The sequence below is a fragment of the Plantactinospora sp. KLBMP9567 genome (assembly GCF_033446045.1).
GTDB lineage: Bacteria > Actinomycetota > Actinomycetes > Mycobacteriales > Micromonosporaceae > Plantactinospora.
Map to the genome: position 1 here is coordinate 1 of NZ_JAWQRR010000017.1, position 16,288 is coordinate 16,288.

The 16,288-nt window shown below is 74.4% G+C and carries 14 protein-coding genes and 2 riboswitches; of the genes, 11 read left to right on the top strand and 3 right to left on the bottom strand.

The features are described 5' to 3' along the window. The first annotated feature begins 99 nt into the window (after positions 1 to 99). The gene (locus R6Y94_RS13245; RefSeq protein WP_318396114.1) at positions 100 to 528 is read left to right on the top strand and encodes an STAS domain-containing protein; all 429 of its coding nucleotides are present in this window, start codon (positions 100 to 102) and stop codon (positions 526 to 528) included. A 71-nt stretch (positions 529 to 599) separates the two neighbouring features. Here R6Y94_RS13245 and cobN read toward each other — a convergent pair whose 3' ends face one another. Further along, the gene (cobN, locus tag R6Y94_RS13250) at positions 600 to 4,289 is read right to left on the bottom strand and encodes a cobaltochelatase subunit CobN (RefSeq protein ID WP_318396115.1); all 3,690 of its coding nucleotides are present in this window, start codon (positions 4,287 to 4,289) and stop codon (positions 600 to 602) included. Positions 4,290 to 4,345: 56 nt separating this feature from the next. Beyond that, positions 4,346 to 4,419, bottom strand: a riboswitch (cobalamin riboswitch). Between the two features lie 68 nt (positions 4,420 to 4,487). Here cobN and R6Y94_RS13255 point away from each other — a divergent pair. From R6Y94_RS13255 to R6Y94_RS13270, 4 genes are all read left to right on the top strand, one after another. Beyond that, positions 4,488 to 5,813: a precorrin-3B synthase gene (locus R6Y94_RS13255; protein WP_318396116.1), complete on the top strand. Its 1,326-nt coding sequence runs from the start codon at positions 4,488 to 4,490 to the stop codon at positions 5,811 to 5,813. Next, complete coding sequence (locus R6Y94_RS13260; RefSeq protein ID WP_318396117.1) at positions 5,810 to 6,439, top strand: precorrin-8X methylmutase; 630 nt, start codon at positions 5,810 to 5,812, stop codon at positions 6,437 to 6,439. The genes R6Y94_RS13255 and R6Y94_RS13260 overlap by 4 nt, the downstream gene beginning before the upstream one ends. Continuing rightward, positions 6,436 to 8,193: a precorrin-2 C(20)-methyltransferase gene (locus R6Y94_RS13265; RefSeq protein WP_318396118.1), complete on the top strand. Its 1,758-nt coding sequence runs from the start codon at positions 6,436 to 6,438 to the stop codon at positions 8,191 to 8,193. The genes R6Y94_RS13260 and R6Y94_RS13265 overlap by 4 nt, the downstream gene beginning before the upstream one ends. 128 nt (positions 8,194 to 8,321) lie before the next feature. Then, positions 8,322 to 8,627, top strand: a complete 306-nt coding sequence (locus R6Y94_RS13270; RefSeq protein ID WP_318396119.1) for a hypothetical protein — start codon at positions 8,322 to 8,324, stop codon at positions 8,625 to 8,627. Here the strand turns inward: R6Y94_RS13270 and R6Y94_RS13275 are convergent. After that, on the bottom strand, positions 8,618 to 9,412 hold the full coding sequence (locus R6Y94_RS13275) for a cobalt-precorrin-6A reductase (protein WP_318396120.1): 795 nt from the start codon (positions 9,410 to 9,412) through the stop codon (positions 8,618 to 8,620). The two genes, R6Y94_RS13270 and R6Y94_RS13275, sit on opposite strands and share 10 nt — an antisense overlap. A gap of 331 nt (positions 9,413 to 9,743) precedes the next feature. Continuing rightward, positions 9,744 to 9,822: riboswitch (cobalamin riboswitch) on the top strand. A 56-nt stretch (positions 9,823 to 9,878) separates the two neighbouring features. Here R6Y94_RS13275 and R6Y94_RS13280 point away from each other — a divergent pair. The 4 genes from R6Y94_RS13280 (at position 9,879) to R6Y94_RS13295 (ending at position 12,332) form a co-directional block, all read left to right on the top strand. After that, positions 9,879 to 10,082, top strand: a complete 204-nt coding sequence (locus R6Y94_RS13280) for a CbtB domain-containing protein (protein ID WP_318396121.1) — start codon at positions 9,879 to 9,881, stop codon at positions 10,080 to 10,082. A gap of 13 nt (positions 10,083 to 10,095) precedes the next feature. After that, positions 10,096 to 10,893, top strand: a complete 798-nt coding sequence (locus tag R6Y94_RS13285) for a CbtA family protein (RefSeq protein WP_318396122.1) — start codon at positions 10,096 to 10,098, stop codon at positions 10,891 to 10,893. Next, entirely contained in the window at positions 10,890 to 11,513 is a 624-nt protein-coding gene (locus tag R6Y94_RS13290; RefSeq protein ID WP_318396123.1) for a histidine phosphatase family protein, read from the top strand. Before R6Y94_RS13285 ends, R6Y94_RS13290 begins: the two co-directional genes overlap by 4 nt. Positions 11,514 to 11,681: 168 nt before the next feature. Further along, positions 11,682 to 12,332: an NADPH-dependent F420 reductase gene (locus R6Y94_RS13295; protein ID WP_318396124.1), complete on the top strand. Its 651-nt coding sequence runs from the start codon at positions 11,682 to 11,684 to the stop codon at positions 12,330 to 12,332. A 26-nt stretch (positions 12,333 to 12,358) separates the two neighbouring features. Here R6Y94_RS13295 and R6Y94_RS13300 read toward each other — a convergent pair whose 3' ends face one another. Then, on the bottom strand, positions 12,359 to 13,273 hold the full coding sequence (locus tag R6Y94_RS13300) for a sigma-70 family RNA polymerase sigma factor (RefSeq protein WP_318396125.1): 915 nt from the start codon (positions 13,271 to 13,273) through the stop codon (positions 12,359 to 12,361). A 143-nt stretch (positions 13,274 to 13,416) separates the two neighbouring features. On the opposite strand from R6Y94_RS13300, the gene R6Y94_RS13305 reads away from it, so the two are divergent. Both R6Y94_RS13305 and R6Y94_RS13310 read left to right on the top strand, forming a co-directional pair. Next, positions 13,417 to 13,773, top strand: a complete 357-nt coding sequence (locus R6Y94_RS13305; RefSeq protein WP_318396126.1) for a DoxX family protein — start codon at positions 13,417 to 13,419, stop codon at positions 13,771 to 13,773. Between the two features lie 136 nt (positions 13,774 to 13,909). Continuing rightward, the gene (locus R6Y94_RS13310) at positions 13,910 to 16,234 is read left to right on the top strand and encodes a rhamnogalacturonan lyase (protein ID WP_318396127.1); all 2,325 of its coding nucleotides are present in this window, start codon (positions 13,910 to 13,912) and stop codon (positions 16,232 to 16,234) included. Positions 16,235 to 16,288: the final 54 nt, after the last annotated feature.

Sequence of the window (16,288 nt, forward strand, 5' to 3'; positions counted from 1 at the left end):
CGTTGCTTCCCGGCCTAGGGTCCAGCCCTCGCCCGCCCGTCAAGCGATTCATGTCTGCAGTTGAGCTGGAGGAGCACGATGGCTCCCAATCTTTCGCCTGTGACCGCGCTCGCGCCCCTACCCATCGACACAAGTCATCCGCAGCCAGCGACGGCCCGGCTCGGCGTGGCCGGAGAGATCGACCTGGCAACCGCACCGGTACTCCGCGACAAGCTGCTCACCCTGTTGCGGGATCAGACTCCCGCAGTCCTCGTCGTGGACCTCGCCGGGGTTGCGTTCCTGGACTGCGCCGGCATCGGCGCGCTCGTCGGCGTGCGCAACGCCGCTGGCGAGGCCGGATGCGAGCTGCGAGTCACCGATCCGCAACCCTTCGTTCGCCGCGTCTTGGAGGTGACCGGGCTGCTCGGCATCTTCACCGCCCCCATCGAGCAACCGCAGCGCCTTCGCCCAAGATCGACATATCCGTCCGGGACGAGGCCCACCCCTGCGATCCCGGCGGAGCCACCCAGCGTGGTGGTTGCCGCCTGACCGCAACCCGCTACCTGGGCATCCGATTCCGTCCCGCCAGCGCAAGCGCAAGGTGAAGAACGGTCAAGGACTCACCCGGAGCCCTCCAGGTCGCCCTCGACGCGGAGGTACGTCTCCCGCAGCGCCGCCATCGTCGCCGGGTCCGGTTTCGCCCACAGCCCCCGGTCGGCCGCCTCGGAGAGCCGTTCGATGATGTTCCGCAGCGCCCACGGGTTGGACCGGCGCAGGAACTCCTGGTTCTCGGCGTCGAGGGCGTACGTCCGCGCCAGGTCCTCGTACATCCAGTCGGCGACGACCCCGGCGGTGGCGTCGTACCCGAAGAGGTAGTCGACGGTGGCGGCCAGCTCGAACGCGCCCTTGTAGCCGTGCCGGCGCATCGCCGCCAGCCAGCGCGGATTCACCACCCGGGCCCGGAACACCCGGGCGGTCTCCTCGGTCAGCGACCGGGTCCGCACCGCGTCCGGAGTCGTGCTGTCCCCGATGTACGCCCGGGGCGCCTGCCCGGTCAGAGCCCGCACCGTGGCGATCATCCCGCCGTGGTACTGGAAGTAGTCGTCGGAGTCGGCGATGTCGTGTTCCCGGGTGTCGGTGTTCTTCGCCGCCACCGCGATCCGCCGGTACGCGTCCTCCATCTCCTCCCGGGCCGGCCGCCCGTCCAGCCCGCGCCCGTAGGCGAAGCCGCCCCAGACCGTGTAGACCTCGGCCAGGTCGGCGTCGTCCCGCCAGTTTCCGCTGTCGATCAGCGGCAGCAGTCCGGCGCCGTACGCGCCCGGCTTGGAGCCGAAGATCCGGCTCGTCGCGCGCCGCTCGTCGCCGTGCCGGGCGGCGTCGGCCCGGACGTGTGCGCGCAGGAAGTTCTGCTCGTCCGGCTCGTCGAGCGCGGCCACCGCCCGGATCGCGTCGTCGAGCAGCAGCAGCACGTGCGGGAACGCGTCCCGGAAGAAGCCGCTGATCCGCACGGTCACGTCGATGCGCGGCCGGCCCAGCTCGGCCAGCGGCACGATCTCGAAGCCGTTGACCCGGCGGGACGCCTCGTCCCAGGTCGGTGTCACGCCGATCAGGGCCAGTACCTCGGCCACGTCGTCCCCGGCGGTCCGCATCGCCGAGGTACCCCAGGCGGAGAGCCCGACCGAGCGCGGCCACTCGCCGGTGTCCCGCCGGTACCGCTCCACCAGTGAGGTCGCCATCGCCTGCCCGGTGGCGTACGCCAACCGGCTCGGGATCGCCTTCGGGTCCACCGTGTAGAAGTTCCGGCCGGTCGGCAGCACGTTGACCAGTCCGCGCAGCGGAGACCCGCTCGGCCCGGCCGGCACGTACCCGCCGTCGAGGGCGTGCAGCAGGTGGGTCAGTTCGTCCGTGGTCCGGGCCAGCCGGGGTACCACCTCGGTGGCGGCGAACTCCAGCACCGGGCGTACCGCCGAGGCGCGCGGATCGTCGTCGCCCAGCACGTCGTGCAGCACGGCCGGTACCGCGTCGACCGCCCAGTTCCGCGCCTCCATCGCCTCGAGCAGGGCCCGGGCCACCGCCTCGACCCGGTCGACCTCGGCGGTGCCCTGCTGGTCGCCGCCTTCGGTCAGGCCGAGCGCGGCCCGGAGCCCGTCCACGGCGCCGGCCTGCCCGCCCCAGACCTGCCGGGCGCGCAGGATCGCCAGCACCAGGTTGACCCGGGCCTCGCCGGTCGGCGGCTCGCCGAGCACGTGCAGGCCGTCCCGGATCTGCGCGTCCTTCACCTCGCAGAGCCAGCCGTCCACGTGCAGCAGGAACTCGTCGAACTCGGCGTCGTGCGGGCGCTGCTCCAGACCCAGGTCGTGGTCGAGCCGGGCGGCCTGGATCAGCGTCCAGATCTGTCCCCGGATCGCCGGCAGCTTGGCCGGGTCCATCGCGGCGATGTTGGCGTACTCGTCGAGGAGCTGCTCCAGTCGGGCGATGTCGCCGTAGCTCTCCGCCCGGGCCATCGGCGGCACCAGGTGGTCGACGATCACCGCGTGCGCCCGCCGCTTGGCCTGCGCTCCCTCGCCGGGATCGTTGACCAGGAACGGATAGACCAGCGGCAGTGAGCCGAGTACCGCGTCCGGGCCGCAGGAGGCGGAGAGCCCGACGGTCTTGCCGGGCAGCCACTCCAGCGAGCCGTGCTTGCCCAGGTGCACCACGGCGTCCGCGCCGAACTCCTCGTCCAGCCACCGGTACGCGGTCAGGTAGTGGTGCGTCGGCGGCAGGTCGGGGTCGTGGTAGATGGCGACCGGGTTCTCGCCGAAGCCACGCGGCGGCTGGATCATCAGCACCACGTTGCCGGCCCGCAGGCAGGCGAGCACGATCTCGCCGTCCGGGTCCCGGGAGGTGTCGACGTAGAGCTGCCCGGGCGGCGGCCCCCAGTGCGTGACCATCGCCTCGCGCAGCTCCGCCGGCAGTGCGTCGAACCAGCGACGGTAGCGGGCCAGCGGGATCCGTACCGGGTTGGTGGCGAGCTGCTCCTCGGTCAGGAACTCCTGGTCCTGGCCACCGGCCGCGATCAACGCGTGGATCAGCCGGTCACCGTCGGGCAGCCCGGTGTCGGGGGAGCCGGCGTCGGATCCGGTCTCGCCGGCGGTCGCCGGGACGAGTCCGGGTAGCGCGTCCGGGCCGTCGACCGGGCCGACGTCGTAGCCGAGGTCCCGCATCGTCCGGAGCAGGCGTACCGCGCTGGCCGGGGTGTCCAGCCCGACCGCGTTGCCGACCCGGGCGTGCTTGGTCGGATAGGCCGACAGCACCAGGGCGATCCGGCGCTGTTCGGCGGAGGCGTGCCGGAGTCGGGCCAGCCGGACGGCGGTGCCGGCGACCCGGGCGGCCCGCTCCGGGTCCGCCACGTAGCGCGGCAGCCCGTCGGTGTCGGTCTCCTTGAACGAGAACGGCACGGTGATCAGCCGCCCGTCGAACTCCGGCACCGCGACCTGGGTCGCCGCGTCCAGCGGGGAGAGGCCGTCGTCACTGTCCGACCAGGACGCCCGGGTGGAGGTGAGGCAGAGCGCCTGGAGGATCGGCACGTCCAGCGCGGCCAGCGCGCCGACGTCCCAGGCCTCTTCGATGCCGCCGGCGGCGGCGTCCGCCGGGCGGGTGCCACCGGCCGCCAGCACCGTGACCAGCAGCGCGTCGGCCGCACCGAGCGTCGCCAGCAGCTCCGGTTCCGGGGTACGCAGGCTGGCGCAGAAGACCGGCAGCGCCCGGCCGCCCGCCTCCTCGACGGCCTCGGCCAGCGCGTCGACGAAGCCGGTGTTCCCGCTGAGCTGGTGCGCCCGGTAGTAGAGGATGCCGACCACCGGCCCGGTCGCCTCGCGGGCCGGGCGGGACCGGACGCCCCAGTTCGGCTGCGCGACCGGCGGGGCGAAGCCGTGCCCGGTCAGCAGTACCGTGTCGGAGAGGAAGGCGTGCAGTTCGCGCAGGTTCTCCGGCCCGCCCTGGGCCAGGTAGGCGTGCGCCTGCGCGGCGGTGCCGGCCGGCACCGTGGACCGGGCCATCAGGTCGGCGTCCGGGGTCTGCTCGCCGCCGAGCGCCACCACCGGCCGGGTGCCGGCGCGCAGTGTGGCCAGCCCGTCGGCCCAGATCCGGGCGCCGCCGAGAATCCGCACCACCACCAGGTCGACGCCGTCGACCAGGTCGGTCAGCTCGGCGAGGTCGATCCGGGCCGGGTTCGCCAGCCGGTACGCCGCGCCGCTGGCGCGAGCGGAGAGCAGGTCGGTGTCCGAAGTGGACAAGAGCAGGATGGTGGCAGCGTCCGCCGCAGGCATGGGTGGCTCCTCCCCGGGTCCGCGCCCGTGGTCGTGGTCCGTGTCACGGTGGTCCGGAGTGTCTGGCTCCCGACCCGTACGCAGGTCGGTGACAGTGGCGGGACCGCCCCGGACTCGCACCGGGTTCCTCCGGGTCCACCGCGTGATGCATTTCTCGCCGCCGGCCGGCGCCGAGGACCACGACTCTACGATGAGCCCGTGTCCGCCCTCGCCACCCCGTCCCCCCGGCCGCCGGAGGACCGCTGTCCCGGTGCGCTGCGGGCCCACCAGGCCGCCGACGGGCTGCTGGTGCGGGTACGGCTGCCCGGCGGTCAACTGCGCCCCGCCCAACTGCGCGTCCTCGCCGACCTCGCCCGGGACGAGTCCGACGGCGCGCTGGAACTGACCTCCCGGGGCAACCTCCAACTCCGCCGCCTCGCCGACGACGCCGCGGTACGCCGGGTCGCCGATCGGATCGCCGAGGTGGGGCTGCTGCCCACCGCCACCCACGAGCGGGTGCGCAACCTGCTGGCCTCCCCGCTGAGCGGGCGGGACCGGGCCGGGCGGCTCGACGTACGCCCGCTGGTGCGGGACCTGGACGCAGCGCTGCGCGGCGCCGCCGACCTGGCGTCGCTCAGCGGCCGGTTCCTGTTCGCCCTCGACGACGGCCGGCACGACGTCGCCGCCCTCGGCGCCGACCTGTGCTGGACCGGCGGCTCGCAGACCCTCTGGCTGGCCGGCACCGACACCGGGCTGCGGGCCGGCCCGGACGAGGTCGTCGAGTTGCTGGTCGCCGCCGCCCGTGCCTTCCTGCGGGTCCGGGGTGAGCGCCGGGACCTGTGGCGGCTGGCGGACCTGCCGGCTGGGCCGGCCCGGGTCACCGCCGCGCTCGGCCGTCCCACCTCCCCGGTCACGGCCCCGCCCGGGGCGTCCGGTGCCGCTCCGGCACCGCTGGCCTCTGCGGTCGCGTTCCCGTCCGGGGCGTCCGGTGGCACTTCTGCCGCGCTGGCCTCTGCGGGCGCAGCCCCGCCCAGGACGTCCGGTGCCGCGCCGGCACCAGTGGTGGGCGCCCGTCCGGACGGTGTGGTGGTGGCCGGGGTCCGGCTCGGCCGGTTGACCGCCGACCAGGCGCACCTGCTGGCCGACCTCGCCGGCAGGGACGAGATCATCGTCACCCCGTGGCGCAGCCTGGTGCTCGACACCGGTGGACCCGATATCGTCGGCCGGCTGGCCACGGCCGGGCTGCTGGTCGACCCGGCCTCGCCCTGGCTCGGCGTGACGGCCTGCACCGGCCGGCCCGGCTGCGCCAGTGCCCTCGCCGATGTGCGGGGGGACGTCACCGAGGCGCTGGCCGACGCCGGTCCGGCGGGCGGGACGGCGCTTCCGGTGCACGTGGTCGGCTGCGAGCGCCGCTGCGGCCGACCCGCCGGACCGGCCGTACTGGCGGTCGCCACCGGCACCGGATACCGGATCGAGGCGGGCGGTACCAGCCGACCGGGCACCCCGGCGGCCGCCCTGGCCGTACGGGCAGAAAGGCAGAAGTGAGCTACGAGTACATCCGCGACGGCGCGGAGATCTACCGTCGGTCGTTCGCGACCATCCGGGCCGAGGCCGACCTCTCCGCGCTGCCGCCGGAGATCGCGCCGATGGTGGTCCGGATGATCCACGCCAGCGGCAGCGTCGACCTGGTCGACGACGTCGAGGTCGCACCCGACCTGGTCCGCGCCGGTCGGGCCGCGCTGCGGGCCGGTGCGCCGATTCTCTGCGACGCGGTGATGGTCGCCGCCGGCATCACCCGGGCCCGGCTGCCCCGCGACAACGAGGTGCTCTGCACGCTGCGCGACCCCGAGGTGCCCGAGCTGGCCCGCCGGCTCGGCACCACCCGCAGCGCGGCCGCCCTCGAACTGTGGCGGGACCGGCTCGACGGCGCTGTGGTGGCGATCGGCAACGCCCCCACCGCGCTGTTCCGGCTGCTGGAGATGATCGACGAGGGGGCCGCCCGGCCGGCGGCGATCGTCGGCGTACCGGTGGGGTTCATCGGGGCGGCCGAGTCGAAGCAGGCGCTGGCCGCGCACGACGCCGGCATTCCGTACCTGGTGGTGCACGGTCGGCGCGGCGGCAGTGCCATCACCGCCGCCGCCGTCAACGCGATCGCGAGCGAGGTCGAATGAGCGCGACCGAGCCTGGCGGTGGATCGGCGGGGCCGGCGCGGGTCGGCGCTGGTGGCGAGCGGGCGGCCGGCGAGGTCGGCGGGGGTGGGTCGGCTGCGGCTGGCGAGGTCGGTGACGGTGGATCGGCTGCGGTCGGTGGCGGTGGATCCGCTGCGGTCGGCAAGGCCGGCGGTGGATCGGCAGGGGACGGTGGCCGGCGGCCGGGCACGCTGCGTGGCGTCGGCGTCGGGCCGGGCGATCCCGAACTGGTGACGGTGAAGGCGGCCCGGCTGATCGGCGCCGCCGACGTGGTCGCCTACTACTCGGCCCGGCACGGCCGCAGCATCGCCCGGTCCATTGCCGAGCCCTACTTCCGGGACGGCCAACTGACCGAGCCGCTGGTCTATCCGGTCACCACCGAGACCACCGACCATCCGGGCGGCTACGAGGCGGCGATCACCGAGTTCTACGACGCCAGCGCCGAGCGGCTGGCAGCGCACCTGTCGGCCGGTCGGGACGTGGTGGTGATCTGCGCGGGCGACCCGATGTTCTACGGCTCCTACATGTACCTGCACGAACGGCTGGCGCACCGGTTTCCCGCCGAGGTCGTACCCGGGGTGACCTCGATCAGCGCCGCCACCGCCGTACTGGGCAGGCCGCTGGTCGAGCGGGACGAGGTGCTCACCGTGCTGCCCGGTACGCTGCCGGCCGACGAGTTGACCCGCCGGCTGGCCGACACGGACGCTGCCGCGGTACTCAAACTGGGACGGACGTTTCCGCAGGTACGGGCGGCGTTTGCCGATGCCGGACGGCTGGCCGACGCCTGGTACGTCGAACGGGCCACCACCGCCACCGGCCGGGAACTGCCGCTGGTCGAGGTCGACCCGGACGGGGTGCCGTACTTCTCCCTCGCCGTGCTGACCAGTCCCACCGGGGACGCGGTCGCGGCCGGCGTCGGCGTGGCGGCGTCGACCGCCCCGACGGCGGCGACCGAGGGCGGGGCGGCTGCCGAGGGCGGGGTGACGGCCGGCGGGGTGACGGTGGTCGGCCTCGGCCCCGCCGGCAGCGGCTGGCTCACCCCGGAGACCGGCCAGGCGCTGCGCGAGGCGGAACACCTGGTCGGCTACGGCCCGTACGTCGACCGGGTGCCGCACCGTCCCGGACAGCACCGGCACACCTCCGGCAACCAGGTCGAGATCGACCGGGCCCGGCACGCCCTGGAACTCGCCCTGGCCGGCGCCCGGGTGACGGTGGTCTCCTCCGGCGACCCGGGGATCTTCGCGATGGCCACGGCGGTGCTGGAGGTCGCCACCACCGACGGGCGGTTCGGCGCCGTGCCGGTACGGGTGCTGCCCGGGCTGACCGCGGCGCAGGCGGCGGCGAGCCGGATCGGCGCCCCGCTCGGCCACGACTTCGCGGTGCTCTCCCTCTCGGACCGGTTGAAGCCCTGGACCGTGATCGAGCAGCGGTTGGCCGGCGCGGCCGCCGCCGACCTGGTGCTGGCGCTCTACAACCCGGCCTCGGCCAGCCGCCGGTGGCAGGTCGAGGCGGCCCAGAAGGTGCTGCTCCGGCACCGGAGCGCGGACACGCCGGTGGTGATCGCCCGGGACGTGGGCCGGCCGGGGGAGCGGATCACCGTGGTCCCGCTGGCCGAACTCGATCCATCCGATGTGGACATGCGCTGCCTGCTGATCGTCGGCTCGTCCACCACCCGGACCGACCGGCGGGCGGACGGTTCGACCGTGGTCTGGACGCCCCGCACCTATCCCGGCTGACGCCGTCGGCGGACCGCCCAGGCGCACGCCGGTTCGGCCCGGCCGCCGAGCTGAAGCCGGCGTGAAGCCGCGCTGTCCGAACATTCAGTGGACCGCCCGAGGCGGGCGGTGCTGAGACAGGGGGACAGATGAGGATGTTCTGGAGGGCCGCGATGACCCTCGCGGCCACCGGCGCGCTGCTCGCCGGTGGACTCGGGTCCGGCGGAGCGGCCGTGGCCGCCGAGCGGACCGGCGTGGCCGGGCCGGTGGTCTCGGCGACCGCCGACGAGTGGGAGGGGCCGATTGACCAATGGACGACCTTCCCGTTCGAGGAGGGCTGGGAGATCTGCAACCGGACGGGACAGATCGGCGTGGCCTTCGGGGCGTACAAGGCGTACCAGTGTCGGGACAACGGCTGGTGGACGAGCTACCTGTACGTCCAGTACTACCCGTGAGCCGCTGACGATGCGCCGGGCGGTCCGCCGATCGCCCGGCGCGGCAGCGCCGTCTCCAGCCAGGCCAGCGCCGCGGGCACCTCGGTGACCGTCGCCGGCAGGGCGATCGGCGCCGGCCGCTCCACCAGCACCACGGGCAGCCCCAGCTCGCGGGCGGCGGCCAGCTTCGCCATCGTGTACGTCCCGCCGCTGTCCTTGCTGACCAGCACCTCGATCCGGTGCGCCGTCAGCAGTTCGCGCTCCGACGCCACCTGGTAAGGGCCCCGGTCGCGCAGCAGGGTGACGTTGTCCGGCAACGGGACCGTCGGCTCGTCGACCACCCGGACCAGCAGCCAGGTGCCGGTCAGGTGCAGGAAGGCGCCCAGTCCCTGCCGGCCGGTGGTGACGAAGGCCCGCCGGCCCAGCCGGGGCAGCAGCTCGGCGGCGGCGGCGAGATCGGGCACCCGGTGCCACCGGTCCCCGGGACCCGCCGTCCAGCCAGGACGCTCCAACCGCAGGTACGGCACCCCGGTCGTCTCGGCCGCCCGGACGGCCGACGACCTGATCCGCGCCGCGTACGGGTGTGTGGCGTCGACGAGTACGTCGACCCGGTGCTCGGCCAGCCAGCGGGCGAGGCCGGCCGGTCCACCGAACCCGCCGATCCGTACCTCGCCGTCCGGCAGCCGGGGATCGGCGACCCGGCCGGCCAGCGAGGAGACCACCACGGTGTCGGGGCGCCCGACCAGTGCGGCGGCCAGCTCCCGCGCCTCGGCGGTGCCGCCGAGCAGCAGCACCCGGGTCGTCACGGCGCGACGGTAACGGCCGGCTCCGGCCGGGACAACCGGGCGGTCGCCGGGTGGTGACCTCCGACACCCGAGCGGCCGGTCGCCGGCCTGCCGATCGCCGGCACCGGCCTGCCGCCTGCCGGTCGCTGGCCTGCCGCCTGCCGCCCGCCGGTTGAGACTCCGTGCCGGTCGTCGGAGCAGGCTCCGTGCCGGTCGCCGGAGCGGGTCCCCCGGTCGGCGGATCCGGCGGTGCGGCGTACGGCCGGGTCCGGCCCCGCTGCCCGGCCGGTGTCCCGGTTGACCGGCGGGTACCGCCCGGCTACGGTCGACTGGCCATCTGCGGCGGTACGAGGGAAGCCGGTGAGAGTCCGGCGCGGTCGCGCCACTGTGAGCGGTCCCGACCCCGGTCGGGGGCCCGCGAGCCAGGACGCTCGGTCGTCGCAGCCTGTCGACGGGGACGCGTCATCCCCGAGGAGGTCTCACACGCATGTCCAGCCCTGTCCCGGCCCGTCCGCTCAGTCACCCGGTGGTCTCCGCCCGGCTACTGTGGACGGCCCTCGCCGTCGTGGCCGTGCTCGCCCTGCTGACCTACCTGGTCGCGTTCGACCAGGGGGCCGTCTCGCGCAGCGGCATGTACCTGCACGAGCTGATGCACGACGGCCGGCACCTGCTCGGCGTCCCCTGCCACTGATCGACTTCCCGCCGTGCCGACGTTCCTGTCCGTACTGCTGCGTGGCCTGCTCGCAGGCCTGGTCGCCGGTCTGATCGCCGGGACCTTCGCCTACCTCGTCGGCGAGCCGCGGATCGATGCCGCGATCGCGATCGAGGAACGGGCGACCCACTCCGCACCCGAGGTCGGGGCCGACCACCACGCCGAGGAGTTGGTCGGGCGCGACGGTCAGCGCGCCGGACTGTTCCTGGCCACCGGGCTGTTCGGCGCCGCGATGGGCGGCCTGCTCGCCACCGGGTACGTCCTGCTGCGCCGTCGACTCCGCAGTTCCGACGACGGCCGGGCGGCGCTGCTGCTGGCCGGCGCGGCGCTGCTCGGCGCGGTCGTCGTACCGTTCGGCAAGTATCCGGCGAACCCGCCGGCGGTCGGCAACCCGGACACCATCGACCAGCGGACCGGCAGTTACCTGCTGCTGGTGCTGCTCGGCCTGGTGGCCGTCTGGGCCGCGGCCCTGGCGCACCGCTCGATATCCCCGCACGCCTCGGACGCGCTGCGGGCCGCTGCGGCGGTCGGCGCGTTCCTGCTGGTCACGGCGGTCGCCTACACCGTGCTGCCGTCGTTCGCGGAGGTGCCGGGCGACTTCCCGGCGACCCTGCTGTGGGAGTTCCGGCTCGCCTCCCTGGGCACCCAGGTGGTGCTCTGGACCGGGATCGGCCTGCTCTTCGCCGTGCTGCTCGGCTGGCGGGGCCGGGACCGGCCGCCGTCCGTCGACAGTGGACCAGAGCGGTCCGCCGGTCCGCCGGCCGGTGCCGAGGCCCCGGCCGGACGGTGAGCCCGACCAGGCTGCACCTGGTCGCGCACGCCCACACCGCCGCGCTGCGGCGGGCGGTGTTCGGCGGTGGCGACGACAGCCTGGACCCCGCCGGCCTGGCGGCGGCCCGCGCGCTGGCCCGCACCGGGCCGGGTCGGCGCGGGCCGTTCGGCCAGATCGACGCCTGCCTCAGTACTCCCGCCGAGGCGGGCCGGCAGACCGCGTACGCGCTCGGCCTGCGGCCCACCGCCGTGTCCGCGCTGGCCGACTGCGACTACGGCCGGTGGACCGGACTGCCGCTGGCCGAGGTCGGCGCCCGGGAGCCCGACGCTTTGCGGGACTGGCTCGGCGCGCCGGACGCCGCCCCGCACGGCGGCGAGTCCGTCGAGGCGCTGCTCGACCGGGTTGACCGATGGCTGACCGGGCAGCGTGACCGGGGTGGGCGGATCGTCGCCGTCACCCATCCGGTGGTGATCCGGGCCGCGCTGGTCCGGGCGCTGCGACTGCCGGCTGCCACCTTCTGGCGGCTGGATGTGGCGCCGCTGGCGGTGGTCCGGCTGACCGGGCGCGGACCGGGCTGGCAGCTCCGGCTCGGCGCTCCGCCCCACGGCGCCGAGGCTGACGGCGCCGACCCGGAATAGCCGGCAGGCCGACCTGGTTCCCCAGGTATACTTGACGCGTCAACGAGATGGGGGGACGGTCGTGCGGGCACAGCGGTGCGGCCTGACCCGTCGGCGCGCCCCCGCCGTGCTGCTGCTACTGCGGCAGCGCCCCCGTCCGGTGCCCGTCGGCGCGGGGGCTCCGCGATCATGAGCGGATCGTCGCTGCCCCGGATCGCCGTGCTCGGCGCCGGACACGTCGGCCCGGTGATCGCCCGGGTCGGGCTCGCCGCCGGCCATCGGGTCACGATCGCCGCCTCCGGCGACCCGGAGAAGATCGCGCTGATCACCCAGATCCTGGTGCCGGGCGCCGAGCCCCGCTGGGCCGCCGACGCCGTACGGGACGCCGACCTCGTGGTGCTGGCGATCCCGCTGCACCGGTTTCCGGCCTTCGACCCGGGAATGGTCGCCGGCAAGCTCGTCGTCGACACGATGAACTACTGGCCGCCGACCGACGGCGTGCAGGAGATGTTCGAAGATCCCCGGTACGGCAGCAGCGAGATCGTGGCCCGTCGGCTCGACCGGTCGACGGTGGTGAAGACCTTCAACCACGCCGGCTACCACCAGATCGAGGAGGAACGCCGGCCGGCGGGTGACCCGGACCGGCGTGCGCTCGGCGTGGCCGGCGACGACAAGGCGGCGACGGGTCTGGTGGCCGAGGTCGTCGAGCGCATCGGTTACGACGCCGTACCGCTGGACAGCCTCGCCGCCGGGCGCCTGCTCGAACCCGGCGGCCCCGTTTTCGGTGCCTCGCTGCGCCGCCCCGAGTTCGAAACGGCCGTCCGCGGCGTACTCCGATAGCGCGACCCGCAACGGCCCGGTCGGGACTACCAGGTGTGTTCCCGCGCCCGGCCGGCACCGCCGGCCACCGCGATGCTGAGTGCGTCGAGCCGGTCCCGGTCGCCGATCACCTCGATGGTGCGGATCCGCCCCGTTTCGACGGTGAGCCGCAGCGCGGCCATCAGCCGACCGCGCGGGGCGATCACGATCCCCGGGGTGCCGTCGACCCAGGCGGTGCCGCCCATCCGGGCCCGGGCGGCGAAGTGCCGGGTCTCCTCGGCCACCGCCCGCGCCCCGCGCAGTTCGGTCGGCATTCCGGCGGGCAGCAGCGCCGGATCGGCCCGGCGTACGACGTCGGGTGCCAGCAGGTCGAGCAGGGTCTCCAGGTCACCGCCCCGGGACGCGGCGAGGAAGGCCGCCACGAGCGGAAGATGCCGGGCGGCGAGCCGCCGTTGTCGCGGGGCGGGGGCGTGCACCCGCTCCCGGGCCCGACTCGCGAGCTTCTTCGCCGCCACCGGTGAGCGGTCCAGCACCCGACCCACCTCCTCGAACGGTACCGAGAAGAGGTCGTGCAGCACGAAGGCGATCCGCTGCGCCGGCGAGAGCCGGTCCAGCACGACCAGCAGGGCCAGCCCGACCGACTCGGCGAGCAGCACCTCCTGCTCCGCCGTCCGGGCCGGGGAGGCCGCCGGGATCGCGTCCGGCAACTCCGGGTCGGGGAGGGCGACCTCGGCCCGGCGGCGCCGAGCCCGCAGCATGTCCAGGCACTCCCGGGCGGTGACCGTGGTCAGCCAGCCGGTCAGGTTGCGCACCTCACGCAGGTCGGCCTGACTGGCCTTCAGCCACGCCTGCTGCACGGCGTCCTCCGCGTCGGGCAGCGAACCGAGCAGGCGGTAGGCGACCGCCCGCAGGTGCTCCCGGTCGCGGGCGAACCGGTCGGCGAGGGATTGGTCGGCGCTCACGGGTCACCTTCTCCAGGCGTCAGACGTCATGGGGGTGACCAGCCCGAGACGACCGTACCCGTGCGAGCCGAGGAGACCGACCCTGTGAGAGTACCGATGATGCCCCGTGTCATCCGCCCCGGCCGCCCGGCCGGAGGTGCGCGGTGCTGACCGCGTACGTCGTGGTGGCCGTCCTGACCATTGTGGTCTGCGTCTGGAGCGCCGCCGCCGACCTGGCCCGGACCGAGTTCGTGCTCGCCAACTCCGCCGAGGTGGGCGTACCGCCGTCCTGGCTGCCGCCGCTCGCCGCACTCAAGGCCGCCGGAGCGGCCGGCCTGCTCCTCGGCCTGCTCGGGGTGCCGGTGGTCGGGCTCGCCGCCGCGATCGGCCTGGTGCTCTTCTTCGTCGGAGCGGTCACCGTGCACCTGCGGGCCCGGGTCTTCCGCACGCTGGGCTACGCCGGCGGCTTCCTGGCGCTCGCCGTCGCCTGCCTGGTGCTGGAGGTCGCCGTCGCGCGCTGACCGTGCCGCCGCCCGGGACGGGCGACCACCTTGACAAGCCTGCCAGGCATCCAGAATTCTCAGTGGATTGTATCGTTTCAGCCCGGTCGCAGATCGTCCCACCCGGTGGATCGGGCCGTACCCACATTGGAGACCCATGAGATTTCGAACCAGGCGAGGCCGGGCGTTCGCCGTACTGTCGCGGGCACTCGTCGCCGGCCTCTCGGTGACCGCGTTGCTGGTCGGCAGTCCGACGGCGGTCTCCGCCCAGCCAGGCGGCGGCGCCGGAAAGCACGGACCCCGCCTCGAACGCCTCGACCGCGGGCTCGTCGCGGTCGCCACCGCCGACGGGGTGTTCCTGAGCTGGCGGCTGCTCGGCGCCGAGGCGACCGGACGGGGACGCACCGGCCTGACCGGCGCCGACTTCGCCGTCTACCGGGACGGGCGACGGATCGGCGCCGTCACCGACAGCACCAACTATCTCGACCGGGCCGGCACCGCCACCGCCGCCTACCAGGTCGCGGCGGTGGTCCGGGGCCGGACCGGCGCCCGGGGCGCACCGGTGACGGCGTGGGCCGACGGCCACCGCGACCTGCCGCTGCGCAAGCCGGCCGACGGGGTGACCCCGACCGGTGAGGCGTACACCTACTCGGCGTCCGACCTGAGCGTCGGCGACGTCGACGGCGACGGGCGGTACGAGTACGTCGTCAAGTGGGACCCGTCGAACTCCAAGGACGTCTCCCAGGTCGGCTACACCGGCGAGGTCTACCTCGACACCTACGAACTCGACGGCACCCTGCTGCACCGGGTCTCGCTCGGCGTCAACATCCGGGCCGGGGCGCACTACACGCAGTTCCTGGTCTACGACTTCGACGGCGACAACCGCGCCGAGATGATGCTCAAGACCGCCCCCGGCACCAAGGTCACCCGGTACGACCGGCACGGCGGGATCGTCTCCGAGCGGTACGTCACGATGCCCCGCGAGGACGTCCGGGCCGGCTACGCGCACACCGACGACTACCGGCTGAGCCCGGAGAAGTACCGGCAGAAGCTCGTCGACCTCTTCCTCGGCTGGCACCGGCACCCGGAGGTGCGGGCCGGAAACTGGCCGGCAACCCTGGAACAGGCCTTCGGCATCGCCCCGACGTACGCCTACCCGCTGTCCCGGGCCGACGCCGAGGCGCTGGTCGAGCACTTCGTCGACGTCTACGCACCGGCCCGGAGCACCCGCAACGCGCTGCGGGCGTTCCAGGGCTTCATCGTGGACGGGCCGGAATACCTGACCGTCTTCGACGGGGCGACCGGCCGCGAGTTGCAGACCGTCCACTACAAGCCCGGCCGGCACGACGACGGGCTGATGTGGGGCGACTACGCAATGAGCCGGATCGAGCCGGGCAACCGGGTCGACCGGTTCCTCGCCGGGGTCGCCTACCTGGACGGCCGGCACCCGTCGGCGATCTTCGCCCGGGGCTACTACACCCGCGCCACGTTGGTCGCCTACCGCTGGGACGGCCGGCGACTGCGCGAGGACTGGTACGTGGACAGCGGCTGGGTGCCGATGGCCAACCCGTTCAACGACGGCCCGCACGGCCGGGAGGGCACCGACCCGGAATACGGCACCCTGACCACCCAGGGTGCGCACTCGCTGTCCGTCGCCGACGTGGACGCCGACGGAAAGCAGGAGGTCGTCTACGGCGGCGCCACCATCGACCACGACGGCAGCCTGCTCTACAGCTCCTACGGCGTCCTGCCCCCGGGCAGCGCCAACCCGGGTGCGCGGGCGAAGGTCGGGCACGGCGACGCGATGCACGTCACCGACATCGATCCGGCCCGCCCCGGACTGGAGATCTTCATGGTGCACGAGGGTGCGACCGGTGCGCCGTACGGCTACGCGCTGCGGGACGCCCGCACCGGCGAGGTGATCTACGGCGGCTACACCGGTGTGGACACCGGACGTGGCATGGTCGGCGACGTCGTCCCCGCCGAGCCGGGCCTGGAGACCTGGGCGACGGTCGTCGGCGGCCAGCCGGACGGGCCGGGGCTGCGTACCGCCGACGGGGACCTGCTCGGCACCGTGATCCCCGGCACCAACCAGAGCATCCGGTGGGCGGCGGACATGACCACCCAGATCGTCAACGGCGCGGGGGAGGTGACCCCGAGCATCGACGACTGGCAGCGGGGCCGGCTGCTCACCGCCGAGGGCACCCGGACCAACAACGGGACGAAGGGCAACCCGGGACTGGTCGCCGACGTCCTCGGCGACTGGCGCGAGGAGTTGCTGACCCGCACCGTGGACAGTTCGGCGATCCGGATCTACCTGAGTACCGAGCTGACCGACCGCAAGCTCTACACGCTGATGCACGATCCGCAGTACCGGGTCGAGGTGGCCCGGCAGCAGACGACCTACAACCAGCCGTCGTACCCGAGCTTCTATCTCGGCTCGGACATCAACTGGTCCCGGGTGCCGCTGCCCGGACGCTGAGCGGCGGCCGTTCACCGGCCGGCCCGGGGACGGGACCCGGCGCTCCACCCGGAG

Bases quoted from the DNA above. Each gene is read 5' to 3' on its own strand.
- cobN (WP_318396115.1), bottom strand. From the start codon at position 4,289: ATGCCTGCGGCGGACGCTGCCACCATCCTGCTCTTGTCCACTTCGGAC.
- R6Y94_RS13265 (WP_318396118.1), top strand. From the start codon at position 6,436: ATGAGCGCGACCGAGCCTGGCGGTGGATCGGCGGGGCCGGCGCGGGTC.
- R6Y94_RS13270 (WP_318396119.1), top strand. From the start codon at position 8,322: ATGAGGATGTTCTGGAGGGCCGCGATGACCCTCGCGGCCACCGGCGCG.
- R6Y94_RS13280 (WP_318396121.1), top strand. From the start codon at position 9,879: ATGTCCAGCCCTGTCCCGGCCCGTCCGCTCAGTCACCCGGTGGTCTCC.
- R6Y94_RS13295 (WP_318396124.1), top strand. From the start codon at position 11,682: ATGAGCGGATCGTCGCTGCCCCGGATCGCCGTGCTCGGCGCCGGACAC.
- R6Y94_RS13310 (WP_318396127.1), top strand. From the start codon at position 13,910: ATGAGATTTCGAACCAGGCGAGGCCGGGCGTTCGCCGTACTGTCGCGG.